Here is a 25,478-nt window from a genome sequence, read left to right as displayed (position 1 = left end):
GTTACAGCAAATCAGCTGCGAGCTGGGCGAGACCTGATCTCTCACCTTTTAACAGCTTCACGCTGCCTGAGATGGGTTGTCCTTTAAACCGCTCAACCACATAGGCTAAACCATTGTTCAGACTGTCTAAATATGGGTGATCAATTTGTTCAGGGTCACCCATTAAGACAATTTTACTGCCCTCACCGACTCTCGTCAGCAAAGTTTTCACCTCATGCCTGGTCAAATTTTGCGCTTCATCAATGATAATAAATTGATCTGGAATGCTTCTCCCTCTGATATAAGTCAGCGCCTCTACCTGAATTGAGCCAATTCCCGCCAAAATAGCATCAAGCTCCCCCGGTTTTTTCGCATTAAACAGAAACTCTAAGTTGTCAAAAATCGGCTGCATCCAAGGCTTTAGCTTTTCCTCTTTTTCGCCTGGCAAATACCCGATGTCCTTGCCAACAGGAACAATCGGCCTTGCGACGACCAGCTTTTTGTATATTCCCAAGTCTTCTGTCTGTAATAGCCCTGCCGCCAAAGCTAAGAGCGTTTTGCCGGTTCCCGCTTTGCCGATTAGGGTGACAAGCGGAATATCTTCCCGCAGCAAAAGCTCTAATGCCATTGTCTGCTGTACATTTTTCGGCCTGATTCCCCATATATGTTCATCATCAAATACGAGTCTTTTTAATACCGTACCGGTTTTGTCTGCAATTCCGACTGCCGAAGAGGATCCTCCTAGCTCATCCTTCATTAAAGCAAACTGATTCGGGTAAAACGCATGCTGTTTCACATCGTTTACTGAAATTTGATTTTTTCCGTAAAAAGAGCTGAACAGCTGCTGACTGATATATAAATCTTTATAGCCGCTGTACATTTCATCATTGTCCACAACCCGGTCATTCAAGAAATCTTCAGCAAGCAGTCCGATTGCGTCGGCTTTAACTCTGACAAGTACATCCTTACTGACGAGGATAACCGGCCTGCCATTTTCCTTGGTTTCTTCCTCGAGGCTCAAGTTTTTCGCAACGGCTAATATGCGATTATCGTTCGTCTTTTCAATAAAGATCTCTTGCAGCTGGTGAAACGAACGATGATTCAGTTCAATTCTCAGTGTGCCGCCGGTGTCAAGCGGTACATGCTCATGCAGCCTGCCCTTTTGTCTTAGCGCATCGATTAGCTTAGATACGTGCCTTGCATTCCTCCCAACTTCGTCCATATACCGTTTTTTTGAATCAACCTCTTCTAAAACGACAGCAGGGATGACAACCTCATTTTCTTCAAAAGAAAATATCGCGTTAGGATCCTGTAATAACACATTCGTATCTAACACATAAATTTTACTCAAGTCTCAGCCTCCTGATATAAGGGTCAAAGTTCTTCCTGCTTCTCTTTTGATGAAAAAGGTGAATGCCTGCTAAAATATATGTTTTTGTGCATAAAGATAGAAGGTTAATTCAACAATAAAATTAATGAAAGCATTTTAAGGAGGGAACCCGCAAGTGCGAATTCTTTTCATTATCATACAGCTGACACTTATCCTGTCCGCTTGTGCCTATCAACAAGGAAAACAGGGCCAGAATGTTGAAAAAGAATCAACAAGACAGCAGGAGACTAAACCGATTCACGTAAAGGACACAACTCAAGAAACAAAAAACAATGGAACAAGAACGGATATTGCCAAACATCTTGTCAGCGTTGCTGAAAAAAACCCCGACGTCAAGGATGCAACAGCCGTTGTGCTGGGAGGTTATGCTGTTGTTGGGATTGATGTCGATGATACTTTGGACAGAAGCAAAGTGGAAACCATTAAATATTCTGTAGCTCAGGCGCTAAAGAATGATCGATATGGCGCCAACGCAGTAGTCATTGCTGATCCCGATACGGTCAGCCGCCTTCGCGAAATGAGCAGAGAAATCAGCGAGGGCCGTCCGGTAACAGGCATACTGGATGAATTAGCTGCAATTGTCGGCCGAGTGCTTCCCGAAGTGCCTAACGATGTGATTGACAATGAAGACGAACCGCAAACAAAGCAGCAAAATGACCAATTAAATAGAAAACAGCAGCAGGAAATGGAGAAGGAGCAAAACGATCAATCTGATCATCATATGAAAAAGAACAACAATGACTAAGCTATAGCCTTGCGCTTTAGCTTTTTCTTATTTTGGACAGCTTCTGATCCGTGCTATAATACATGGTAGTGAAAGAGGTGATATGATGAGGGTCAAATGTTCTATTTGCGATAAAATTGAAACAATTGATGATGATACCCTGATCGCGAAACGGCTTCGAAACCGCCCGATCCATACATATATGTGCCAGGAATGCCACGATCGGATTGCCAAAAAAACAGAGGAACGGCTGAAAACGGGAAAATTTACTTTTCACCCGGGACAGCAGAAAAAAGAAAAAGTCAAAAAATAAAGCGTCCGCTTAACCATACAGAACACAAAAAAGACTCAGCTTTCAGCTGAGTCTTTTATGATTTTGCAGACTGTCCTTTTTTCGACTGATACAGCCGGATTTTGTAAATGATTAAAATCAGCGCAGCGACGACCAATCCTTCTGCCACGGGCAAAAACACCCCTAAAAAAGTCAAAACAGTGCAGCCCAACGCCAAAAATACATACACCACTGCAGATTTTAATACAGGAAGCCGTTTAGCAAATCCAAGCTTAAATACAATAACGGCCAACACAAAAATCGTGCCGTACAGCAGCCACATGCCTGCCGCAGGCTGCCGGTCTACTTGATATAGAGCGGCGAAGAACGACAGACGTTCGCTTACGTCATTCAAAAAGATTCCCTCCCCTGTAAACGTACGGGTTCTATCTTTTCAAATTCTGCACGAGATTAAGACAATCCTGCTGTTTTTTTCTTTTTAGCTGCTTTTTCACGTTCGTTCTTATTGAGGATCTTCTTTCTTAAACGGATGGATTCAGGTGTTACTTCACAATATTCATCTTCGTTTAAGTACTCTAGAGACTCCTCAAGAGACATGATGCGCGCTTTTTTAATTGTAGTTGTCTGATCCTTTGTCGCGGAACGGACGTTTGTTTGCTGTTTCATTTTGCTGACGTTAACAACAAGGTCATTGTCACGGTTATGCTCTCCAACGATCATTCCTTCGTATACTTCAGTACCCGGCTCAACGAAGATGACACCGCGGTCTTCAATTCCTTGAATACCGTATGATGTTGCTTTTCCGTTTTCCATTGACACAAGTACACCTTGACGGCGTCCGCCGACTTGGCCCGCCTGCATCGGCTGGTAGCTGTCAAACGTATGGTTCAAAATACCGAATCCGCGTGTTAATGATAGGAATTCTGTAGAGTAACCGATCAATCCGCGGGAAGGAACTGTAAAGATGAGACGGACTTGGCCGTTTCCGTTGTTGATCATATCAACCATTTCGCCTTTGCGGGCACCCATTGATTCCATGACAGAGCCAGTATGCTCTTCAGGAACATCAATTTGCACACGTTCAACAGGCTCACAGCGTACGCCGTCGATTTCTTTGATAATAACTTCAGGTTTTGACACTTGAAGCTCATAGCCCTCACGGCGCATATTTTCAATTAAAATTGACAAGTGCAGTTCACCGCGTCCTGAAACAACCCAAGCATCAGGAGAAGCTGTCGGCTCAACACGCAAGCTCACATCCGTCTGAAGCTGTGATTGAAGACGCTCTTCGATTTTGCGGGCCGTTACATATTTGCCTTCACGGCCTGCAAACGGACTGTTATTCACGACAAATGTCATTTGAAGTGTCGGCTCATCAATGCGAAGCACCGGAAGCGGATCTTGATGGTCTACAGGACATACCGTTTCACCAACGTTGATATCTTCCATCCCGGAAACCGCAACGAGGTCTCCCGCTTTTGCTTCTTCAATTTCCACACGCTTTAAGCCTTGGAAACCAAAAATCTTTGTAACACGGAATGACTTTGCCGTCCCGTCAAGCTTCATAAGAGAAACCTGCTGTCCGACTTTCATTGTGCCGCGGAATACGCGTCCGATTCCGATACGGCCTACATAGTCGTTGTAGTCAAGAAGGGCAACTTGGAATTGAAGCGGCTCCTCTGCATTATCAACAGGTGCCGGAACATGCTTAATAATGGTTTCATATAAAGCTTCCATGTTTTCATCCTGTTGTTTCGGATCAAGACTCGCTGTTCCATTAATCGCGGAAGCATATACCACTGGGAACTCGAGCTGCTCTTCATTAGCATCAAGCTCAATGAACAGATCCAGAACTTCATCGATAACTTCCTCTGGACGAGCAAAGTCACGGTCAATTTTGTTTACAACAACAACAGGGTTCAGGTTTTGCTCAAGAGCTTTTTTCAGAACAAAACGAGTTTGAGGCATACAGCCTTCATATGCGTCAACGACAAGCACTACGCCGTCAACCATTTTCATAATCCGTTCTACTTCTCCCCCAAAGTCTGCGTGTCCAGGGGTGTCCAAAATATTGATACGTGTATCTTTATAGTTAATCGCAGTATTTTTCGCCAATATTGTAATGCCGCGTTCGCGTTCAAGATCATTAGAGTCCATTGCGCGTTCAGCAACCTGTTCGTTGGCACGGAACGTACCAGCCTGATGTAAAAGCTGATCGACTAGAGTCGTTTTCCCATGGTCAACGTGGGCAATAATCGCGATGTTGCGAAGATCATTTCGAAGTTTCACTTTTTCATCTCCTAAAAAAATTAGATAACTTTCATATTATATCACACATCCTCTTTAAAAGCGTCACGTTTTTCTGTAAACTTAATATAAGACGTAAAAGGGGATGGAATTTATGAAAAAAATGAATTGGCTTTTACTATTATTTGCATTTGCAGCGGTTTTCAGCATTATGCTGATCGGCGTCTTTATCGCTGAAAAAAGCCCTGCAGGCATTATCGCCAGCATTGTACTTGTTTGCGCCGTTATGGGCGGCGGATTTACATTAAAAAAGAAAATGCGCGAACAAGGCTTGCTTGATTAAAAGCATTGCCCCGCCGGCGACATTGTAATCAAAAAACACCGCAAAGAAAGCGGTGTTTTTCATTTCTTAAGCCTTATCTCCCCTGTTTCTTAGTCAGGAAGATGCAAAACAGCCTTCATACATAGACAATCGTTCTAACGATCACACGTGCAGCCTTCAAAAAGTAGTTCGGCAACGATACACATAAAATACCATAGCGCCTATTCCTCCACCGGAAACTACTCCCTATAATGGAATTTGTAGCACAATTCATAAAAGGGAGAGAAGAAACATGAAGAAAACATTTGTAAAAAAAGCTATGTTAACGACTGCCGCAATGACATCAGCTGCTCTATTAACGTTCGGTCCTGATGCAGCCAGCGCAAAAACACTGGTTGATAACACTGCTGTTCAACTCCAGCATCAGGCGAGCACTAACGAAGATCTCAATACATTCATTGATATATTAAATCAATGTATATACGAACAAGACGGTGTATATTATTTTGACAGCGAAAAAGCTGTCGAGTTAGGAATGACAAAAGAAGAGGCTCAGGTAATTGCTACACTCTGGGAATCGACATCAGAATTTTTCAGCATTGTTTCACAATGTGTGTATCTCGAGGATGGAAATTACAAATTTGATACAGAAAAAGCAGTTGAACTTGGCTTCACAGAAAAAGAAGCACTTGCACTTGAACAATTTTTCTCCGCTGTTTCTCTCAAGATTCACATTCTTCAAGCAGCCATTGTGCTACAAGATGATGTGTACAGCTATGATAAAGACGCAGCGCTACAAGCAGGTGCAACGCCACTGCAAGCTGACGTTTATGAAAAACTCTTCAGTGCCATGTCACAAGAACAGCTTGCCGCTATTTACGATATGATTCATCCCCAGGCTTAATGTGAAAAAGCGCTTGCCGGAATCGGACAAGCGCTTTTTTTATATCAGCAATTTGATGATCAGCATCATGGCAACCGCCGCTCCAAACCAGCAGGCAGCTTTCATGATAAGTAATCCATAGTACCTCTGTTTAAAACGCAGTTCTTCTTCCGGCAGATAAGCCTCCTCAACGGCCTGTTCGCTTTCCAATTCAAATGGCTCAGCCATCGTGTCATACATGTCTCTGCAGCTGCTGCACATTTTTAAATGCTCTTCTATAACGTGTTCCGTTTCTCTTTTACAATCACCTTCAAGATACAGAGGAAGCAGGTCTCTTACTAGAAAGCAGGTCATATCCGCTCCTCCTCTCTACTTTTCGTCATGTTTTTCTTAAGTTCTAATCTAGCCCGGTGCAATGTGGTTTTCACCTTAGAAAGACTCCATCCTAATATCTCAGCGATTTCTTCATAAGAAAGCTCTTGGAATTCTCTTAAAATCAAAACGGATTGATGCTGATCTTTTAACTTCAGGAGCTCCTGCCGCAGTGTTTCGCTTTTCACCGTCCGTGACAGATACTGTTCAGGCTGCTCATAAGTTGTTTGCGTTACCCCTTCATTTTTGCTGATATCAGTAAATTGGTATTTGACATCCCTGCGGTACCAATTGATAAAGGTATGATGCGCAATGGTGTAGAGCCATGTTCTGATGGAAGAATGCCCCCTAAACGAAGCCAGACCGTTAAGAGCTTTCACAAACGTGTCCTGCGCTAAGTCCTTGGCTGTTTCAAGATGATGAGTCCTTCTGAATAAATAATTTAAAATTTCTTGATAATACTGCCGATACAAGTCCTCAATGGAATCCCTATGCTTCATTAAAAGTAAAACCACACCGTCATCCAAATGGCCAATAAAATGAAACAGATATACATGGAAGACAGGTATACTTTCATATATCTGATTTGGCTTTCTTCTTCAGCACCAGGACTTCTCTTTAAACAAGTTTTACTCTTTAAGTCTTCCGCATTCTTTTGAAATAGGGATTCATGCTGTTTCATCCATTCCATTGATTCATCCTCTAGCTCTCCTTCTTTATACAGGTCGTATAAGTCTACAAAAACAGATTCTTTTTCTTTATGATTCATAAAGACTTTTCACCTCTTGTGTTTCTCCATCCACTACATAGGCATCATGGCGATTTGAACCAAACGGCTGAATAATGATCAGCCATGCATAATGCCGTTCATCCTCTCTTTGAACGATAATCGGACGCATACGCTTTTTGTAAATAACATCCTGATATAGAGAAGCTACCTTTTCGTAAGCCAATGTTCCATTACGATACGTATAGGGGAATGACTGATCAGGTGTATCGCTGTATACATAAACGTTTAGCTGACCTTGATCTTCAAAAAACTCATATGTTTTAGAAGAATCAGTATACATCACCATGTCACTCTGACTGCTTTTTTTCTTCATTTCTGATACATCAGCATCGAAGACCGTTAATACCTGCCGCTGCAGCCGGCTGTTAGTCAGTGAAATTTCCTTTTTCATTGGAATCGAGAGACTGTGTAAACTACCGGATTCTCCATCAAACTCCAATACAATTCCATCTTTTGTTTCAACTCTCACCATGCTTCCGAGCAGGCTGTCGCTTTCAATATCAGTGATCTGATAAGGCTGTTTCAATATGTTCAGCGCTCTAAACATTTGTTCCACTTTGTCTTGAATGTCTTGTTCTGTTATATGAACATGCAATAGAGAGTCAAGCTGGTAAATCGATGGATCTTCACTAAAACCCATTAAGGTTTCCTTTTCCCAATAAAATACCGCGCCATCATCAGCATGATCTTTTTTATGAAGTTGATTTTTCAGGTATATACGTACGACTGTCTGGCCGTCCTCATTCGATACCTTTGTTTCGATAAGATCCTTATGTAACACACGTCCGTGTCGCTCAAGGAAAGCGATGGACTTTCGCTTGTACTCCTGATTCGTTAGCTTTTTCCCATGTGCTTTTTGTAAGTATTCATAATTACGAATCAGCTGCGATACTTCATCTACCTCAGCTTTATAACCTTTGCTTTCAAATGAGTAGAAATAATGCACATCCATGTTTGTATCGTGCAAATAAAGTGTTTCATCCGTAGGAAAAAATGACTTTAGTATCTGTTCCGCTTTTTCTGATGAAATGTGCTCCCCGACAAAATTGAATGAATCATGGACATTTGCTGGCTTTGATACAGCGAAAGCAGCCGTTCCTATGTTATATATCGGATTTAACAGCAGGACAAAAAACACCATGACAGCCATCGGCAGCCACTTATTCACACGCACATAAACCTTTCCTGACTTTTGGAACAGATGATAGCTCATCAAAAATCCCGCCATTGTCAAATAAATCGTATATGGCATTACTGCACCATAATTTTTTGAGATTTGATTGGGATATGGCGCAAGCAGCAAGACAAGCAGTCCGATAATCAGCGTATAAAATAAGCCTAGTAAGATCTTATCCGTTCTCCAATACAGCTTGAAAAACACTACATTCAACGCAATGGGAAGAGTGATGATGAAAAACAGAAACACGAATGCAATCGGCTCCATCCCATCCGGGTATTCCTTCCAATACGAAAAGAAACTAAAAATCATTTGTACGATCGGCAAACTGACAACGGCGAGGTCGAACGTATAAAACATACCCTTTCCGCCATGATCACGCGGCATCAGCATATAGTGAAAAGCCGTCAGCAGCACATATCCGTATAACAAAAAATGCAGCAGCGGCAGCAGTTCTTTTCCGTCCTCTCTTAAGTAAGCGCTGGTGAAGTTTGTTGATTGCACCTGGTGAATAAGTTCAACAGACACTCCCGCCAGCAGCACAATCCGCAATATAACACCCGCCAAGAACATTGTGCGCTGCCGGTTTATTTTGGGATGATGCACCAAAAGATATAAGCCCGCCAGAACAACAATTGACCATTGAATCAGCAGGGTGCTTTGTCTGCTTAATATAAAATAACGTTCGAAATGCAATACATAATGACTGAATAACTCCAACACGAACAACAATCCTTTACTTCTTATTAAGGCCTCATTCGGTTAGACAGCGGACTTTTCAAAAAGTTTCAAGATGAAACAAAAATATCTCATCTTCCCCTTGATATGTAAAAAACATAACTCTTGAGTGAACCATCACATGACACTTGACTCATCTTGATATTATTCAACAAAAACAAACACAGGACAATACTATCAATTTTGTCTAGTTATGTTAGTTTTTGTTGAGTATTCCAGAATGCTAGTTTAATATAACAATATAAAGTTTTCAGTATTTTCAAAAAGGGGGATTTATTGTGGGTTTAGGTAAGAAATTGTCTGTTGCTGTCGCTGCTTCGTTTATGAGTTTATCAATCAGCCTTCCTGGTGTTCAGGCTGCTGAAGGTCATCAGCTTAAAGAGAATCAAACAAATTTCCTCTCCAAAAACGCGATTGCGCAATCAGAACTCTCTGCACCAAATGACAAGGCTGTCAAGCAGTTTTTGAAAAAGAACAGCAACATTTTTAAAGGTGACCCTTCCAAAAGGCTGAAGCTTGTTGAAAGCACGACTGATGCCCTTGGATACAAGCACTTTCGATATGCGCCTGTCGTTAACGGAGTGCCAATTAAAGATTCGCAAGTGATCGTTCACGTCGATAAATCCGATAATGTCTATGCGGTCAATGGTGAATTACACAATCAATCTGCTGCAAAAACAGATAACAGCCAAAAAGTCTCTTCTGAAAAAGCTCTGGCACTCGCTTTCAAAGCTATCGGCAAATCACCAGACGCTGTTTCTAACGGAGCGGCCAAAAACAGCAATAAAGCCGAATTGAAAGCGATAGAAACAAAGGACGGCAGCTATCGTCTTGCTTACGACGTGACGATTCGCTATGTCGAGCCTGAACCTGCAAACTGGGAAGTCTTAGTTGACGCCGAAACAGGCAGCATTTTAAAACAGCAAAATAAAGTAGAACATGCCGCCGCCACTGGAAGCGGAACAACTCTAAAGGGCGCAACTGTTCCATTGAACATCTCTTATGAAGGCGGAAAATATGTTCTAAGAGATCTTTCAAAACCAACTGGCACCCAAATCATCACATATGACTTGCAAAACAGACAAAGCCGCCTTCCGGGAACGCTTGTCTCAAGCACAACGAAAACATTTACATCTTCATCACAGCGGGCAGCCGTTGACGCACACTATAACCTCGGTAAAGTGTACGATTATTTTTATTCAAACTTTAAACGAAACAGCTATGATAACAAAGGCAGTAAAATCGTTTCTTCCGTTCACTACGGCACTCAATACAATAACGCTGCATGGACAGGAGACCAGATGATTTACGGTGATGGCGACGGTTCATTCTTCTCTCCGCTTTCCGGCTCATTAGATGTGACAGCGCATGAAATGACACATGGCGTCACCCAAGAAACAGCCAACTTGATTTATGAAAATCAGCCAGGTGCATTAAACGAGTCTTTCTCTGACGTATTCGGGTATTTTAACGATACAGAAGACTGGGACATCGGTGAAGACATTACGGTCAGCCAGCCTGCTCTTCGCAGCCTGTCCAACCCTACAAAATACAACCAGCCTGACAATTACGCCAATTACAGAAACCTTCCAAACACAGATGAAGGCGATTATGGCGGTGTACACACAAACAGCGGAATTCCAAACAAAGCCGCTTACAACACCATCACAAAACTTGGTGTATCTAAATCACAGCAAATCTATTACCGTGCGTTAACAACGTACCTCACGCCTTCTTCCACGTTCAAAGATGCCAAGGTAGCTCTCATCCAGTCTGCCCGTGACCTCTACGGCTCAACTGATGCCGCTAAAGTTGAAGCAGCCTGGAATGCTGTTGGATTGTAATATTAGGAAAAGCCTGAGATCCCTCAGGCTTTTTTGTTACATATCTTGATTTCTCTCTTCAGCAGAAACAACGAAAAGATGCTGTCATGAGACAGCAACCGCTTCTGATTTGCAAAAAGAGGGATGAAGCCGCAAGTGCGCATTTTATAAAAGCTAATGATTCAGTCCACATAATTGATAGACGAATTCTGCTACAGGTCACGTGGCTATGTGAAGGATCGCGCGTCCAGTTATGAGCAAAAACATTGACAAAAAAAATTATTTATGCTAAAATTTACTATTAATATATTTGTATGTATAATAAGATTCTCCTGGCCAGGGGAATCTTATTTTTTGTGGAGGATCATTTCATGAGGAAAAATAAGTCCAGCTTAACGTCTTTGATTTCAGCTTTTGCCCGTGCTTATCACAGCCAATATGACACACCTCTTATTTTTGATGATTTTATCGCAAAAGATCTCATTAACGAAAAAGAGTTTATCGACATCAGTAAAAATATGATTCAAGGAATATCGTTTTTCAACAAAGAGATCGCCGAACATCTTCAAAATGATCCTGAAAAAATATTAAAATGGGTTGCACAAATCCAGCTGTCTCCCACGCCCCTAGCACGTGCTTCTTATTGTGAAAAAGTCTTGCACAACGAATTAATGCTGGGAGCAAAACAGTATGTCATTCTTGGAGCGGGGCTGGATACTTTCTGCTTTCGGCATCCAGAATTAGAAAACAGCTTACAGGTTTTCGAGGTTGACCATCCGGCTACACAGCAATTCAAAAAAAATAAGCTGAAGGATGCAAATCTGACAATTCCGGGTCATCTTCATTTTGTTCCTATGGATTTCACCAAAACGTTTTCGTATGATCCTCTTTTAGATGAAGGATTTAAGAACACAAAAACATTCTTCAGCCTTCTCGGAGTGTCTTATTATGTAACACAGGAAGAAAATGCAAGCTTGATCAGTAATTTATTTTCTCATGTCCCGCCTGGAAGCTCTATTGTTTTTGATTATGCGGACGAAACACTTTTTACAGCAAAAGGGACGTCGAATCGAGTTGAACATATGGTGAAGATGGCTGCCGCAAGCGGGGAACCGATGAAATCATGTTTCACTTATCAAGAGATTGAACATCTGTTAGAGTCATCTGGTTTACTGATCTATGAACATCTATCACCAGACGACATCAATGACCTTTTCTTTAGTAATAGAAAAGACAATTTGTCAGCGTTTGAAACGATTCATTATATTCATGCGGTAAAAAAATAATTTTCAAATCATCAGAAGCCTCTCAATGTTTGAGAGGCTTTTTATTGAACCCGCATGCAGCAAATAAGCTGCCATTATCATATGGCAGCTTCTGCTAAAGGCTTCACCAGGATCATAAATGATTTGCCTTTCTCATCTTTTTCCGTTTTCAGCTGTTCAAAGCCGCATTGGCTTAAAAACAGTATCCATTCACTGCGCTCAATGGGAACTCCCGCAAACATCGCTTTGTGTTTGGCTCTAAGCAATTTGCTGATCTGTTCAATGATCATCTTCGCATGTCCCTTTTTTTCTTCAGCCGGGTCAATCAGGACCGTTCCGAGCCACGGCTTACCGTTTGAAGGAGACCACTCGAGATGGTAGCTGACGGCAACAGGCATACCGTCTTTTTCCCATACAAGCCATGAACCGTTGTACATGGAGTAGGAAATGATATAGTCTTCTGCATCTTTATCTCCAAACTCCTCCTCTTTCCATACAGGATGAGCCTCCGCGAGCTTTTCTAACAAGCTGAGATCATCCTGCTCAAATGGCCTACTTCCGAGCATGAAGATACTCTTCAAATATCGTTTTATGTATAGATGGGTTTCCGGCTAGCACACTGTGGTTTTCTAAAAAGGTAAACGGCTCTCCTTCAATGGTCGTATAGGTGCCTCCTACTTCATTTAACAGCACACAGCCGGCTGCGTAGTCCCATGGCGCAAGCCGCATCGTGATGTAAGCATCTATTCTTCCTGCCGCGACATTTGCCAGCTCTAAAGCGGCAGACCCGTAGGAGCGTGTGCCTCTGACTCTTTTCACAAGTGGCGCTAACACACTTTGATCAATTCTTCTATTTTCCGTTACCCATGTTGCATTAATGGCAAGAATCGCTTCTTCAATGACGGTTTCTTTTAATGGAGCCAGCTTCGTTTCATTCATATAAGCTCCTCTGCCGCTAAATGCGTGATACAGCTCATCGTGCACCACATCATAAATTAAACCGATTTTCCCTTCACCGTTTTCAAAAATCCCAATGGAAATCGCAAAATTTCTTTGCTGGTGCACAAAATTCATCGTCCCATCAATCGGATCAATAATCCATACGACTCCCTCAAGTGAGTGGATTTTGTCTCCTTGCCCCTCTTCACCGAGTATCCGATGTCCCGGAAATGTTTCTTGAATTCGATCAATGAAAAACTTTTCGGTTTCTTTGTCAATATTGGTGACTAAATCATTCGGATTTGATTTCGTTTCAATTGTCAGGCTTTCATGCATGGATTGTTTAATTCTCGCGCCTGCTTCTCTTATCCATTTCTTTGCAATCTCATCAATTTCCGTCCAATTTGTCATTCGTTCGTACCTCTCTTCTATGTAGACCTTTTATTTTATAGGATACTGATAACGGCAATGAAAAAGCAAGGAAAATGAAAAATATCCCTTCTCACGTAAAAACGAACCATTCATGCGGTTCGTTTTCACTATCGCTTTTTTACCCGTTAAGACGAATCCATTCTTTTCTAAGTCGCTCAAGTTTGTTTTTGCTTTGTTCAATCTGCTCTTCATTTTCTTTCTGCATTGCTTCATATAGGGTTGCCAATTCATAATCAACCTCTAGTCTCCAGACAGCAACACGATTGTTTTTCTCTTCCTTAAATCCCTCTTTTACAACTTGCCTCATTGTCTTTCGCCCCTTCCAGAGATCATTTGTTTGTAAAAAAGCATCCCATTTTGCCATTCAACAATGATTACTTCTTATATCGTATGATTGTTCTATTTACGCGCAACATGATTCTGAAAATTGTGTGTTTACCTACTCGTTTATTACCACATTTCCCCTTACTTCAAACGCGCTCAATCTTTTTGAAGCTCGTATGAACTGTGATAAAATATGTATACTTAGCATGAAGGAGGAAAATCATGACACAAATGCGTTTCACTGAAGAAGACTTTAACACATTTACAATAGAAGGCTTAGACGCGCGCATGGAAGTATTAAAAGAGACGGTCCGTCCGAAGCTTACAGCTCTAGGCGAACATTTTGCCCCAACTTTATCAGCTTTAACCGGAGATGAAATGTTTCCGCATGTGGCAAAGCACGCAAGAAGATCCGTCAATCCCCCGGCTGACAGCTGGGTGGCGTTCGCAAACAGCAAAAGAGGCTATAAAAAACTGCCGCATTTCCAAATTGGTTTATGGGAAAGCCACGTCTTTGTGTGGTTCGCGATTATTTATGAATCCCCTATCAAAGAAGAATACGGCAAATTGCTTGGAGTGAACCAAGAAACCATTACGAAAAATATCCCTGACAGCTTCGTTTGGTCTGCAGACCACACAAAACCGGGCGTACATAAACAGTCTGAAATGGACAAGGAGCAGCTGAAGACACTGTTTGAGCGTTTGCAGACTGTAAAGAAAGCTGAGCTGTTATGCGGCATCCAGCTCCAAAAAGAAGAAGTGCTGAATATGAATAACCAGGAATTCCTTCAGCGTATCGACGATGCCTTTAAGCAGCTTGCTTTTCTGTACCGTCTCACCCAAAAAGTATCACAAGCATAAAAAAGAGCCGGGATATCCCCCGGCTCTTTTTCTTACATTTTAATCTTCGCGTGATCAGATTCTCTCGCCTGTTTGACCGTGCGATAAGGAGAATATGTACTTTGTTCCTCAAACTCGCCGCATAGCTTTTTTTCTTCGGCCTTCCCCGGTACAATTTCCTTGAAACGGCGGTAAGCTTTAAGCAGTTCTTCACGATCCGCTCCTTTTTCATATGCAAGCTCAACCTGCTGGAAAAATGCAATCACATCCACTGCTTCTTCGGTTGTCCAATCTTCATTCATCGGATATTGATACTCCATTTTCTTCACTCCTTGTAGATTTACTTCCCTTAAGAGAAAGCATCTTCATTTGATCATAAATTGTTCTTTACATTCTTTCAAGTTCATAATATAATTCATTTGTTTTACGTCTAAAAAACGGTTGAGAAACTGATTTTAATACACACTATTATGCATAGGTATGATTACAAAGGTGGGAAAACAATTGTCGCAACATGAAACACCCTTATACACAGGACTGAAAAAGCATGCAAGCAGACAGCCTGTTCAATTCCACATTCCCGGCCATAAAAAAGGGGCAGGAATGGACCCAGAATTCAGACAATTTATCGGTGAAAACGCGTTAAGCATAGATTTGATTAATATTGAACCATTAGACGATCTGCACGCGCCAAAAGGCATTATTAAACAAGCACAAGACCTGGCTGCTGAAGCATTTGGAGCGGATCATACATTTTTTTCTGTTCAAGGAACAAGCGGCGCCATTATGACAATGGTAATGGCTGTTTGCGGACCTGGCGATAAAATTATTATTCCAAGAAATGTTCATAAATCAATTATGACAGCTATTGTATTTTCCGGAGCGATTCCAATTTTTATTCATCCTGAAATTGACAATGAATTGGGCATCTCCCACGGCATTACACTTGAATCTGCTAAACGGGCGCTTACCGAACATCCGGATGCAAAAGGGCTTCTCGTCATCAACCCGACATATTTCGGTGTTGCAGCCGACTTAAAAAGCATCGTAGAACTCGCTCATTCGTTTGATGTGCCAGTGCTTGTGGATGAAGCACACGGCGTTCACATTCATTTTCACGACGAATTGCCGCTATCGGCTATGCAGGCAGGAGCAGACATAGCAGCGACAAGTGTCCACAAACTGGGCGGATCACTCACGCAAAGTTCGATTTTAAACATGAGAGAAGGCCTTGTATCTAAAGACAGAGTGCAATCCATCCTGAGCATGCTGACAACTACGTCAACTTCTTACTTGCTTCTCGCTTCTTTGGATGTTGCCAGAAAACGCCTTGCAACAGAAGGCCGCCAGCTTGCTGAGGAAACACTCAAGCTTGCCAATCAGACGAGAGATCGCCTCAATCAGATTGAAGGCATTTATTGTGTCGGTTCTGAGATTCTTGGGTCGAAAGCAGCTTACAGCTATGATCCGACAAAATTGATTATCTCTGTGAAAAGTCTTGGCCTGACAGGACATGACGTGGAAAAATGGCTTCGTGAATCCTTTAATATTGAGGTTGAGCTTTCTGATCTGTACAATATTTTGTGTATTTTCACTCCTGGTGACAGCCAAAATGATGCAGACCGGCTTGTAGAGGCTTTAACTGAGATCGCACAGCAAATGTCAGAACAAGATGTAACACATCAGCAAACTGAGGTTCTGCTTCCAGAAATACCTTTATTGGCAATGACTCCGCGTGATGCTTTTTATGCAAATACGGAAGTCATCCCATTAAAAGAAGCATCCGGACGGATTATTGCTGAATTTGTCATGGTATATCCGCCTGGTATTCCAATCTTCATTCCAGGAGAAATTATTACAGAAGAAAACATCAGCTACATTTTTAAAAACCTTGACGCAGGCCTCCCTGTTCAAGGACCTGAGGACTCGACTTTACATATGATCCGGGTCATCAAAGAACAAAAAGCAATTCAATAAAAAATAAAAAGCATGCGGCTTAAAGCCGCATGCTTTTTTTACTCTTCCTCAACAGGACATTGACATTGTCCGCAGCATGTTCCGTATAATGTTGTCACTTTCTCATCTTCAAAGTAATGAATGGCTTCGTTGCAATCTTGGCAAACAATCGTGCCCATCTCTTATTCCCCATTTCTTTGAAATTTGAAAACGCTTAATTTCTTTTGTTGTTATTATATTAATATGTCACATTTAAAATGTCAACAATAAACTGTATAACACATTTAATTTTATATCATCATATAGACCGTGCTTTTCCATTTTCCATCATACAATATCTTCTTCATACAGAAGCTTTACTCGATATATATGCCACAGCACATAATGTAATTTCACGTTTTCTTGAACTTTCATCCAAGAATGCAGCAAAAAATTCAATATACTCCAGGTTGCTATTTTAAACGATTGATATAATATGTAATCTCACTTTAAAAACGGTTTCAATTATATAACAATTAGGTAACAAGAAGCAGATTAAGCCGCCTCTCGTGATAAACTAAAGCTAGTTAACTACTGTTTATACAGAGGAGAAGATAGATGCGATATCGCGCGGTATTCCCCATGCTGATAATAGTATTTGCTTTATCGGGCTGTACGCTTTCCACCATCAATCCGATGAAAAAAAGCCGGATTGACAACATTCATCATACACAAATCCTGTTTTTTTCTGATGAGAACCAAATAGACCAGGAAGCGCCTTATTACGATGCACTGCTTGATTTAGAAAAAGATTATCCCGAGCAAATAGATAAAATGAAGGTCTATGATAAAAAAGAAGGCTGGGAAGATGAGATTGAAACTGTCCCTACCCTTATGGTTGTTGATCAGCGCCATGTCGTGGTGAAAATCGAGGGATGTGTGAAAAAGAAAGAAGACATCATTAAACCATTACAGCATGTGCTGTCAAAATAAAAAAACAGCCCCGCTTTGAGCGAGGGCTGTTTTTGATATGAAAATTATTTTACGATGTGAATCGGACTTCCGATTGCCACTTCAGCAGCTTCCATTGTGATTTCGCCCAATGTTGGGTGAGCGTGAATTGTCATCGCGATATCTTCAGCAGTCATGCCGCCTTCAATCGCTAAGCTTAATTCAGAAATCATATCAGAAGCACTTGCTCCGGCGATTTGTGCACCGATCACAAGACCGTCCTCTTTACGAGTGATCAGCTTCATGAAGCCGTCTGTTTCGTTAAGAGAAAGCGCGCGGCCGTTTGCTGCAAATGGGAATTTAGCAGCAACAATGTCAAGACCTTCTTCTTTCGCCTGTGCTTCAGTGTAACCAACTGATGCAAGTTCAGGCTCAGAGAAAACAACCGCAGGAATACCAAGGTAATCGATTTCTGCAGGCTCTCCAGCGATAGCTTCTGCTGCGATTTTACCTTCGTAAGATGCTTTATGAGCAAGCGGCGGTCCTTCGATGATATCACCGATTGCATAAATGTTAGGTACGTTTGTGCGGCACTGTTTGTCAGTTTTCACGATACCGCGGTCCGTCATTTCGATACCGACTTGCTCAAGACCAAGCTCATCAGTGTTTGGACGGCGTCCTACTGTAATCAATACGTAATCAGCATCAACAGTTTTTTCTTCGCCTTTTACTTCGAAAGTAACTGTTACGCCGTCTGGTCTTTCTTCAACGCCTTTAGCCATCGCGTTTGTATGGATTTCAACGTTGCCTTTTTTCTTCAGTCTGCGTGTAACGAGAGAACTCATTTGTTTTTCGAAGCCAGGAAGAATTTCATCTCCGCCTTCAAGAATAACAAGTTCAGTTCCGAAGTTAGCATACGCAGTTCCAAGTTCAGTTCCGATGTATCCGCCGCCGATAACAACGAGCTTTTTAGGAATTTCTTTAAGAGCCAAAGCGCCAGTTGAATTCAGCACACGCTCACTATATTTGAAGTTTGGCAATTCGATAGGACGAGATCCAGTAGCAATGATTGCGTTTTTGAACGTGTATGTTTGAGCAGAGTTCTCATCCATCACACGAACTGAATTGCTGTCTACAAAGTAAGCTTCACCTTTTACAACATCTACTTTGTTGCCTTTAAGAAGACCTGCTACACCGCCAGTAAGCTTGTTGACAACAGAAGCTTTCCATTCTTGAACTTTTGTGAAATCAACTGTTACATTCTCAGCAGTGATTCCCATGTCATCAGAATGTTTTGCATTCTCATAACGGTGACCTGCATTGATCAGCGCTTTTGAAGGGATACATCCAACGTTCAGACAAACGCCTCCAAGAGTTGCTTTTTCAACGACTGTTACTTTTTGTCCAAGCTGTGCAGCGCGGATGGCAGCTACATAGCCGCCAGGTCCCGCACCAATTACAAGAGTATCTGTTTCAATAGGGAAATCTCCTACTACCATAACATTACGCCTCCATTAAAATTAATTGTGGATCGTTCAGTAAACGCTTGATGTGATTTAATGCATTTTGCGCAGTTGCTCCGTCGATCATACGGTGGTCGAAGCTGAGAGAAAGAGCTAAGACTGGAGCTGCTACGATTTCGCCATCACGAACAATCGCTTTTTCTGCAATGCGTCCGATACCAAGAATCGCAACTTCTGGATGGTTGATAACCGGAGTGAACCATTGTCCGCCGGCAGAACCGATGTTTGTAATTGTGCAAGATGCGCCTTTCATTTCAGCTGGAGCAAGCTTGCCTTCACGAGCTTTTGTTGCAAGGCCATTGATTTCATCAGAAATTTCAAAGACAGATTTACGATCTGCATTTTTCACAACCGGTACAAGCAAGCCTTTTTCAGTGTCAGCAGCGATACCGATGTTGAAGTAATGTTTTTGGATGACTTCATCTGTTTTATCGTCAATTGACGTGTTTAAAACAGGGAATTTTTTCAGTGCAGATGTAAGAGCTTTTACAACGTAAGGCAAGTAAGTCAGCTTGATTCCTTGATCAGCAGCAACTTGTTTGAACTGTTTACGATGTGCAACAAGGTTTGTTACGTCCACTTCGTCCATTAACGTTACGTGAGGAGCAGTGTGTTTAGAGTTAACCATCGCTTTTGCAATTGCTTTACGGATACCGCTCATTTTTTCGCGTGTTTCTGGGAATTCGCCCTCTGGAGCTGGTGCAGCAGCCGGTTTAGCAGCTGTTTCTTGTGGTGCAGCTGTTTCTTGCGGTGCAGCTTCTTGCGCTCCTCCGTTTACAAAGCTGTCGATATCTTCTTTTACAACACGTCCGTTGTTGCCTGAACCAGTAACCTTACGGATGTCTACGCCTTTTTCACGTGCATATTTACGTACGGAAGGCATAGCGATCACGCGTTTGTTCGGGTCAACTTCAGCTTGATCCTGCTGTCCTGCGCCAGTAGCTTTTGCAGGCTCTTGAGCTTGCTCTTCTTTCGCAACGTCTTGTCCAGCTTCTGCAGTTGACTGAACTTGTGCTTCAGTTTTCGCATCGTCAGACTCGTCGCTGCCTTTAAATTGAAGATCTTCGTAACCAGGTGCATCAAACGTAATAATCGTTTGTCCAACAGTTGCAACCGTTCCCTCTTCAACTTTTAATTCTAATACTTTTCCTTTAACAGGTGAAGGAATTTCTACTACTGCTTTATCATTTTGGACTTCAGCCAGTACATCATCTTCGTCTACCTCGTCGTTAGGCTTGACAAACCATTTTACGATTTCGCCTTCGTGGATACCTTCCCCGATATCTGGAAGTTTAAATTCAAATGCCACAGTTCTCGACCTCCTAGTTTGATTAAGCAATTTTAAAGTTTACATCGTAAGCATTGAAAACAGATATATAATAGAGGGAAAAGTTCATCTTCCCTCTCGATTATGCAGTTTGATTAAAATTCAAGCACTTTTCTTGCTGTTTCAAGAACGTCTTTATGGTTTGGAAGCCATACGCTCTCCGCTTGAGAGAAAGGAAATACTGTATCTGGCGCTGCAACGCGAAGTACAGGTGCTTCCAAGCTCAGGATCGCACGGTCATTAATTTCTGCAACTACGTTTGCAGCAATACCGGCTTGTTTTTGTGCCTCTTGAACGACAATCGCGCGTCCTGTTTTTTCTACAGAAGCGATAATTGTATCGATATCAAGTGGGCTTACTGTACGAAGGTCGACAACTTCAGCAGAAATGCCGTCTTTTTCAAGCTCCTCAGCAGCTTTTAATGATTCATGAACCATTGCGCCGTAAGTGATGATTGAAAGATCAGTACCTTCACGTTTCACGTCAGCTTTTCCAAGCTCAATTGTGTATTCTTCTTCAGGAACTTCCTGACGGAAAGAACGGTAAAGCTTCATATGCTCTAAGAAGACAACAGGATCATTGTCTCTGATCGCAGAAATTAAAAGTCCTTTGGCATCGTAAGGAGTTGATGGAATAACAACTTTGATACCAGGCTGTTGTGCAACAAGACCTTCCAAGCTGTCAGCGTGAAGTTCAGGAGTATGAACACCGCCGCCGAATGGAGAACGAATTGTTACAGGTGAAGTCCAGCGTCCGCCAGAACGGTAGCGCATACGAGCCATTTGGCCAGAAACTGAATCCATTACTTCATAAACAAATCCGAAGAATTGGATTTCCATTACCGGACGGAAGCCGTTTAAGCCTAAACCAAGGGCAAGACCGCCGATACCAGATTCAGCAAGTGGCGTGTCAAACACACGGTCTTCACCGAATTCTTTTTGCAATCCTTCTGTCGCACGGAATACGCCGCCGTTTACACCAACGTCTTCTCCGAAAACTAAGACATTTTCGTCATTTTTCAGTTCTGTGCGTAACGCATCCGTGATTGCTTGAATCATTGTCATTTGCGCCATGGCTTACTTCGACTCCTTCTGTGTATAAATTTCAAATTGCTCCTCAAGGTTGTGAGGCATTTTTTCGTACATTATTTTCATTAAATCAGTTACTTTTTGCTTCGGTTCAGCATCAGCTTTTTTGATCGCTTGCTTAATTTCTTCTTTCGCATCCTCAATCACTTTTGCTTCTTCTTCTTCAGACCATAAGCCTTTGTTTTCAAGGAACGCACGGAAACGTACAAGCGGATCTTTTTGTTCCCACTCATTTTCGATTTCTTTTGTACGATATTTAGTAGGATCGTCACCAGCCATTGTGTGCGGGCCATAACGGAATGTAAGTGTTTCAATTAGTGTTGGACCTTCGCCGTTGATTGCGCGCTCGCGTGCTTCAGCAGTTGCTGCGTATACAGCAAGCGGATCCATTCCGTCTACTTGTACGCCGACAATACCGGCAGCTACAGCTTTTTGTGCAATTGTTTCAGCTGCAGATTGTTTTTCAACAGGAGTTGAAATCGCGTAACGGTTGTTTTGCACCACGAAGATTGCAGGTGCTTTATAAGCTCCGGCAAAGTTAATTCCTTCGTAGAAGTCCCCTTGAGAAGCTCCGCCGTCACCAGTGTAAGTGATTGCGACAGCTTTCTTACCGCGTTTTTTAAGACCTAGCGCAACACCGGCAGTTTGAATGTATTGAGCACCGATAATGATTTGTGGAGAAAGGGCATTCACATCATCAGGCATTTGGTTTCCTCTGAAATGTCCGCGAGAGAAAAGAAACGCTTGATATAATGGAAGGCCGTGCCAAATTAACTGAGGCACATCACGGTATCCAGGAAGAACAAAGTCTTCTTTTTCAAGCGCGAAATGCGTTGCAATCTGAGAAGCTTCTTGACCCGCAGTAGGAGCGTAAAATCCGAGACGTCCTTGACGGTTTAATGAGATAGAGCGTTGGTCAAGCACACGCGTAAATACCATGCGGCGCATTAGCTCTTTTAATTGATCATCAGTTAAATCAGGCATCGCCGCTTCATTCACGACTTCTCCCTTTTCATTTAAAATTTGGAACGTTTCGAACTGCTTTTTAATGGCATCAAATTGCTTCTTACTGTCAACGATAGCTTTTTTCGTTTTTGCAGCCATACTAAGTCACCTCTTCCTTTCTTTTAAACAGTCATTAGACGTGCATTCCTTTTATACATACAAACTTAGGGTACCCTAAAGTATCAGCAGTAAGTCGTATTATATTTTAGCCGATCCCCAGTTTGCCAAAACCTTTTATGTAGGATAGTTACACTCTGCTTTGAACTGTATTATTTCGAAGTTGTAAAAAACTAATACAACACCGCTTAACATGGATTAGTTTACACCAAATAAAGAAGAACCGTCAATCGTTTTCATCACTGATTTTCAATAAATGTATTCGCTTTACATTTTCAACAAAAAAACAGATGCCAACCGCACCCAAAACTGTACTAGTATACCTTCCTATGCTGTACTACAATAGAAATGAAAATTTTGAATGAAATCCGAATCGCATTTCATTCAAAAAAAGAGCTGATCGAGTCAGCTCTTTTTCACACGATAGCCTGCAGCATCATATAAATCTTCCCGGGCTTTATTATATTTTTCGGTTTGTTCATTAAATTCTCCGCTATATTTAAGGATCTTTTCATAAGAAGCATTGACTTTATCGATCTGCTGATCCAGATCATCTCTTGTCAAGTCTTTGTCTTTCAGCTGCATATACAGTTTTTTATTAAGCTCAAGCGCTTTTTTATACTCTTTATACATAGTGCCATATGATGTATATCTTTTCTCCATATGGGTTGCTGCGGCATCGGCCTTTTCTTTTATGTCTTTTTCCTTAATATGTTCCGCTGACGTTTTTGCTTCCTCAAATTCTGTTTCCGATTTTTTCATGCTGTCATTTTCAAGCTTTAGGTGTTCTTCGCGCTTGCTGACATTTTCAAGCGCCTTATTTGATAAAGCAACAATTTTTTTATAATCATCCATATTGAGCTTCATAACACTATCGTAAAGCTGATTTTCTTTGGCCTCTAATTCTTTGAGTGTTTTTTGTTCTTCTTGAAACGGCTTTTCCGATTCCGCGGCTTTTTCTAACGAATGATGAAGTGAATCAACCGGGTCCTGTCCCATGCATCCTGTTAATATCAGTGCCATGGCACAAAAAGCTCCGATCTTCATTCCAGGCCGCCGTTTTATTGCGTCTTTCACGTTAAATCCCCCAATCTTGACAATTTCTACTATAGAATCCATGGGGACATTTGGCAATAGTCGTGCTGTATTAATGCAATACTGAAATTAAATCAAAAAAGTGAAAAATCAGGACAGATGACCATACAACTTTTTTGTTTTTACATAGGTTATATTAGACGCTATGCCTACTTATAAAGGCTCTGGCGTAATTAAAAGAGGAGGTTATGTAATATGTATGGATATGGTTACGGCGGAGGCTGCTGCAGTTATGGTGGTTACGGATATGGTGGCTGCGGATATGGCTACGGCCGCACCTTTGCGCTAATCGTTGTTTTATTCATTCTGTTAATCATTGTCGGAGCTGCTTATTTAGGCGGAGGCTGTTGCTAACCACACAGCATGAAATTGACCAGCCATATACGGCTGGTCATTCGTTTCGTTGCACCTTTGTGAAGAAATCCGATATAATTTACATATTAAGCTTTAGGAGTGAAGTTTCTTGATTACTATGGAAAACATCGTACGTGACGGCCATCCCGCCCTCAGAGAGACTGCCGAACCTGTTGAGCTGCCTCCAACTGATGCAGAAAAACAGCAGCTGGCCGACATGATCGAATTTGTTAAAAACAGCCAAAATCCGGAATTAGCCGAAAAATACAAGCTGCGCCCTGGCGTAGGACTCGCAGCTCCTCAAATTAATATCAAAAAACGAATGATCGCCGTTCATGCGGAAGATGCTTCCGGTAAATTATACAGCTATGCTCTGTTTAATCCTAAGATCGTCAGCCATTCAGTTGAAAAAAGCTACTTAACAAGCGGCGAGGGCTGCCTCTCTGTGGATGAAGCGATTCCCGGTTATGTTCCCCGCTATGCTCGCATCAGAGTAAAAGGAACAACACTAGAAGGCGAAAATATTGATATTCGTTTAAAAGGATTTCCGGCTATTGTGTTTCAGCATGAGATCGATCATTTGAACGGCGTTATGTTCTATGATCATATTGATAAAGAAAATCCTTTCAAAGAACCTGAAAATGCAATCGCAATTGAGCGCTAAAAGAAAAAACGGCTGGCACAATGCCAGCCGTTTCTTTATTTTAAAAGGCCCAATTCTTTGACAGCGTATGCAATTCCATCTTCGTCCACCGGCTTTGTTACAAAGTCCGCGATTTCTTTCAGTTCGGGAACAGCATTTCCCATAGCAACGCCTGTCCCTACATATTCAATCATTTGCAGATCATTTAATCCGTCGCCGAAAGCATATGTATCGCCGATATCAAACGGAAGACGCTCAATCACTTTTTTGATTCCTTCTGCCTTCGAACCTCCGTGCGGCAGAACATCAGTCGATAGCTCATGCCAGCGAACTAGATCAAACTCAGGAAAAGCGGCATAAGCTTTTTCTTCTTCATCCTGACAAAATAAAAGAAGCTGAAAAATTTCTTTTCCTTCATAAAAAAGGTCATCGGTCTCTGGGTAATCGGTTTTAAGGCTGCCGATTCCCTCGAGAACATGAGGGTGATCCGCAACAGTCGCTTTCATCGTGTCCTCGGCCATAAACACAACAGGATGCTTGCCTTCATCCGCCTGCTTTAATAATCGTCTGATTGCATCTTCAGGCAGCGGATTTTTATAAATCACTTGATTTTCAAAGACAACAAACTGTCCATTGTAGGAAATAAATGAGTGGATGCCCAGCTCCTCCAAAATCGGCTTAACCAAAAATGGAGACCGGCCGCTGGCAATAAACACATGATGCCCTTGGCGCTGCAGCTCCGCCACGGTTTTTCTCGTACTTTCCGGTATATTCTTATCATGATCATATATTGTGCCGTCAATATCAAAAAAGATTAATTTAGAATCCATCGCAACTTCCCCTTTATCGTCTTGGTCTGCAATTCCCACCCTCATCATACAAAAAGATTGTCATTCAGCAAAC

Annotated in this window: 29 protein-coding genes; 11 read left to right on the top strand and 18 right to left on the bottom strand. The window is 41.9% G+C overall.

Annotated features, from left to right (window positions below):
* Position 1: 1 nt before the first annotated feature.
* A complete protein-coding gene (locus ACFVP7_RS08640) occupies positions 2 to 1,330 on the bottom strand; it encodes a PhoH family protein (protein ID WP_003245272.1) in 1,329 nt (442 codons plus the stop codon).
* Positions 1,331 to 1,484: 154 nt separating this feature from the next.
* On the opposite strand from ACFVP7_RS08640, the gene ACFVP7_RS08635 reads away from it, so the two are divergent.
* Together ACFVP7_RS08635 and ACFVP7_RS08630 are read left to right on the top strand one after the other, a co-directional pair.
* Positions 1,485 to 2,114 carry a YhcN/YlaJ family sporulation lipoprotein gene (locus ACFVP7_RS08635; RefSeq protein WP_038827801.1) on the top strand — a complete coding sequence of 210 codons (630 nt, stop codon included), beginning with the start codon at positions 1,485 to 1,487 and terminating at the stop codon, positions 2,112 to 2,114.
* Positions 2,115 to 2,196: 82 nt separating this feature from the next.
* Positions 2,197 to 2,406: a YlaI family protein gene (locus tag ACFVP7_RS08630; RefSeq protein ID WP_003232271.1), complete on the top strand. Its 210-nt coding sequence runs from the start codon at positions 2,197 to 2,199 to the stop codon at positions 2,404 to 2,406.
* A 55-nt stretch (positions 2,407 to 2,461) separates the two neighbouring features.
* Here the strand turns inward: ACFVP7_RS08630 and ACFVP7_RS08625 are convergent, their stop codons facing one another.
* A complete protein-coding gene (locus tag ACFVP7_RS08625; protein ID WP_003232274.1) occupies positions 2,462 to 2,779 on the bottom strand; it encodes a YlaH-like family protein in 318 nt (105 codons plus the stop codon).
* 56 nt (positions 2,780 to 2,835) lie between these two features.
* Positions 2,836 to 4,674 carry a translational GTPase TypA gene (gene typA / locus ACFVP7_RS08620; protein WP_003232278.1) on the bottom strand — a complete coding sequence of 613 codons (1,839 nt, stop codon included), beginning with the start codon at positions 4,672 to 4,674 and terminating at the stop codon, positions 2,836 to 2,838.
* A gap of 112 nt (positions 4,675 to 4,786) precedes the next feature.
* Here typA and ACFVP7_RS08615 point away from each other — a divergent pair, with 112 nt between their 5' ends.
* Positions 4,787 to 4,975 carry a YlaF family protein gene (locus ACFVP7_RS08615; RefSeq protein WP_003245500.1) on the top strand — a complete coding sequence of 63 codons (189 nt, stop codon included), beginning with the start codon at positions 4,787 to 4,789 and terminating at the stop codon, positions 4,973 to 4,975.
* A gap of 271 nt (positions 4,976 to 5,246) precedes the next feature.
* Positions 5,247 to 5,858, top strand: coding sequence for a hypothetical protein (locus ACFVP7_RS08610; protein WP_021479358.1), 612 nt, complete (start codon positions 5,247 to 5,249; stop codon positions 5,856 to 5,858).
* 39 nt (positions 5,859 to 5,897) lie between these two features.
* Here ACFVP7_RS08610 and sigQ read toward each other — a convergent pair whose 3' ends face one another.
* From sigQ to ACFVP7_RS08590, 4 genes are read right to left on the bottom strand one after another with little or no spacing between them, the layout of a single operon-like run.
* The gene (gene sigQ, locus ACFVP7_RS08605) at positions 5,898 to 6,191 is read right to left on the bottom strand and encodes an anti-SigP sigma factor SigQ (protein WP_003232283.1); all 294 of its coding nucleotides are present in this window, start codon (positions 6,189 to 6,191) and stop codon (positions 5,898 to 5,900) included.
* Positions 6,188 to 6,709, bottom strand: coding sequence for an RNA polymerase sigma factor YlaC (gene ylaC / locus ACFVP7_RS08600; protein WP_032725760.1), 522 nt, complete (start codon positions 6,707 to 6,709; stop codon positions 6,188 to 6,190). The genes sigQ and ylaC overlap by 4 nt, the downstream gene beginning before the upstream one ends.
* Positions 6,709 to 6,978, bottom strand: coding sequence for a hypothetical protein (locus tag ACFVP7_RS08595; RefSeq protein WP_003232287.1), 270 nt, complete (start codon positions 6,976 to 6,978; stop codon positions 6,709 to 6,711). The genes ylaC and ACFVP7_RS08595 overlap by 1 nt, the downstream gene beginning before the upstream one ends.
* Positions 6,968 to 8,908 (bottom strand): hypothetical protein, encoded by a 1,941-nt coding sequence (locus tag ACFVP7_RS08590; protein WP_396583155.1) that lies wholly within the window; start codon positions 8,906 to 8,908, stop codon positions 6,968 to 6,970. Before ACFVP7_RS08590 ends, ACFVP7_RS08595 begins: the two co-directional genes overlap by 11 nt.
* A 284-nt stretch (positions 8,909 to 9,192) precedes the next feature.
* On the opposite strand from ACFVP7_RS08590, the gene nprE reads away from it, so the two are divergent.
* The gene (nprE, locus tag ACFVP7_RS08585; protein WP_396583154.1) at positions 9,193 to 10,758 is read left to right on the top strand and encodes a neutral metalloprotease NprE; all 1,566 of its coding nucleotides are present in this window, start codon (positions 9,193 to 9,195) and stop codon (positions 10,756 to 10,758) included.
* A 350-nt stretch (positions 10,759 to 11,108) separates the two neighbouring features.
* On the top strand, positions 11,109 to 12,023 hold the full coding sequence (locus tag ACFVP7_RS08580) for a class I SAM-dependent methyltransferase (protein WP_153256000.1): 915 nt from the start codon (positions 11,109 to 11,111) through the stop codon (positions 12,021 to 12,023).
* Between the two features lie 77 nt (positions 12,024 to 12,100).
* Here ACFVP7_RS08580 and ACFVP7_RS08575 read toward each other — a convergent pair whose 3' ends face one another.
* The 3 genes from ACFVP7_RS08575 to ACFVP7_RS08565 all read right to left on the bottom strand — a co-directional run bounded on the left by ACFVP7_RS08575 (position 12,101) and on the right by ACFVP7_RS08565 (position 13,680).
* Complete coding sequence (locus tag ACFVP7_RS08575) at positions 12,101 to 12,529, bottom strand: GNAT family N-acetyltransferase (RefSeq protein WP_153255999.1); 429 nt, start codon at positions 12,527 to 12,529, stop codon at positions 12,101 to 12,103.
* Positions 12,530 to 12,554: 25 nt separating this feature from the next.
* Entirely contained in the window at positions 12,555 to 13,352 is a 798-nt protein-coding gene (gene suhB, locus ACFVP7_RS08570; protein WP_086343803.1) for an inositol-1-monophosphatase, read from the bottom strand.
* A gap of 139 nt (positions 13,353 to 13,491) precedes the next feature.
* Positions 13,492 to 13,680 carry a hypothetical protein gene (locus ACFVP7_RS08565; RefSeq protein ID WP_009967148.1) on the bottom strand — a complete coding sequence of 63 codons (189 nt, stop codon included), beginning with the start codon at positions 13,678 to 13,680 and terminating at the stop codon, positions 13,492 to 13,494.
* Positions 13,681 to 13,919: 239 nt separating this feature from the next.
* Here ACFVP7_RS08565 and ACFVP7_RS08560 point away from each other — a divergent pair, with 239 nt between their 5' ends.
* Positions 13,920 to 14,558, top strand: coding sequence for a YktB family protein (locus tag ACFVP7_RS08560; protein WP_396583153.1), 639 nt, complete (start codon positions 13,920 to 13,922; stop codon positions 14,556 to 14,558).
* Between the two features lie 32 nt (positions 14,559 to 14,590).
* Here the strand turns inward: ACFVP7_RS08560 and ACFVP7_RS08555 are convergent, their stop codons facing one another.
* Entirely contained in the window at positions 14,591 to 14,857 is a 267-nt protein-coding gene (locus ACFVP7_RS08555; protein ID WP_003245382.1) for a UPF0223 family protein, read from the bottom strand.
* A 184-nt stretch (positions 14,858 to 15,041) separates the two neighbouring features.
* On the opposite strand from ACFVP7_RS08555, the gene speA reads away from it, so the two are divergent.
* Complete coding sequence (gene speA, locus ACFVP7_RS08550) at positions 15,042 to 16,514, top strand: arginine decarboxylase (protein WP_124059819.1); 1,473 nt, start codon at positions 15,042 to 15,044, stop codon at positions 16,512 to 16,514.
* Positions 16,515 to 16,552: 38 nt separating this feature from the next.
* Here speA and ACFVP7_RS08545 read toward each other — a convergent pair whose 3' ends face one another.
* Entirely contained in the window at positions 16,553 to 16,672 is a 120-nt protein-coding gene (locus tag ACFVP7_RS08545; protein WP_015383564.1) for a GapA-binding peptide SR1P, read from the bottom strand.
* Between the two features lie 418 nt (positions 16,673 to 17,090).
* Between ACFVP7_RS08545 and slp the strand changes: the two genes are divergently transcribed.
* Positions 17,091 to 17,465 (top strand): peptidoglycan-associated lipoprotein Slp, encoded by a 375-nt coding sequence (gene slp, locus ACFVP7_RS08540; RefSeq protein WP_003245672.1) that lies wholly within the window; start codon positions 17,091 to 17,093, stop codon positions 17,463 to 17,465.
* A 44-nt stretch (positions 17,466 to 17,509) separates the two neighbouring features.
* Here slp and lpdA read toward each other — a convergent pair whose 3' ends face one another.
* The 5 genes from lpdA to ACFVP7_RS08515 all read right to left on the bottom strand — a co-directional run bounded on the left by lpdA (position 17,510) and on the right by ACFVP7_RS08515 (position 23,560).
* Complete coding sequence (gene lpdA / locus ACFVP7_RS08535) at positions 17,510 to 18,922, bottom strand: dihydrolipoyl dehydrogenase (protein ID WP_003232309.1); 1,413 nt, start codon at positions 18,920 to 18,922, stop codon at positions 17,510 to 17,512.
* A gap of 4 nt (positions 18,923 to 18,926) precedes the next feature.
* On the bottom strand, positions 18,927 to 20,255 hold the full coding sequence (pdhC, locus tag ACFVP7_RS08530; protein ID WP_003232311.1) for a pyruvate dehydrogenase complex dihydrolipoyllysine-residue acetyltransferase: 1,329 nt from the start codon (positions 20,253 to 20,255) through the stop codon (positions 18,927 to 18,929).
* Positions 20,256 to 20,368: 113 nt separating this feature from the next.
* Positions 20,369 to 21,346: a pyruvate dehydrogenase complex E1 component subunit beta gene (gene pdhB / locus ACFVP7_RS08525; RefSeq protein ID WP_014113660.1), complete on the bottom strand. Its 978-nt coding sequence runs from the start codon at positions 21,344 to 21,346 to the stop codon at positions 20,369 to 20,371.
* A 3-nt stretch (positions 21,347 to 21,349) separates the two neighbouring features.
* Positions 21,350 to 22,465, bottom strand: a complete 1,116-nt coding sequence (pdhA, locus tag ACFVP7_RS08520) for a pyruvate dehydrogenase (acetyl-transferring) E1 component subunit alpha (RefSeq protein ID WP_003222294.1) — start codon at positions 22,463 to 22,465, stop codon at positions 21,350 to 21,352.
* Positions 22,466 to 22,888: 423 nt separating this feature from the next.
* A complete protein-coding gene (locus tag ACFVP7_RS08515) occupies positions 22,889 to 23,560 on the bottom strand; it encodes a YkyA family protein (RefSeq protein ID WP_396583152.1) in 672 nt (223 codons plus the stop codon).
* 213 nt (positions 23,561 to 23,773) lie between these two features.
* Between ACFVP7_RS08515 and ACFVP7_RS08510 the strand changes: the two genes are divergently transcribed.
* Both ACFVP7_RS08510 and def read left to right on the top strand, forming a co-directional pair.
* A complete protein-coding gene (locus ACFVP7_RS08510) occupies positions 23,774 to 23,932 on the top strand; it encodes a YjcZ family sporulation protein (protein ID WP_003232317.1) in 159 nt (52 codons plus the stop codon).
* Between the two features lie 109 nt (positions 23,933 to 24,041).
* A complete protein-coding gene (gene def / locus ACFVP7_RS08505) occupies positions 24,042 to 24,596 on the top strand; it encodes a peptide deformylase (protein ID WP_003245474.1) in 555 nt (184 codons plus the stop codon).
* A 35-nt stretch (positions 24,597 to 24,631) separates the two neighbouring features.
* Here def and ACFVP7_RS08500 read toward each other — a convergent pair whose 3' ends face one another.
* A complete protein-coding gene (locus ACFVP7_RS08500; protein ID WP_015252170.1) occupies positions 24,632 to 25,405 on the bottom strand; it encodes a Cof-type HAD-IIB family hydrolase in 774 nt (257 codons plus the stop codon).
* Positions 25,406 to 25,478: the final 73 nt, after the last annotated feature.

It is taken from the genome of Bacillus sp. SG20033, assembly GCF_044570195.1.
GTDB classification, from domain to species: Bacteria; Bacillota; Bacilli; order Bacillales; family Bacillaceae; genus Bacillus; species Bacillus subtilis.
This window is presented reverse-complemented; position numbering and strand designations above follow the sequence as displayed.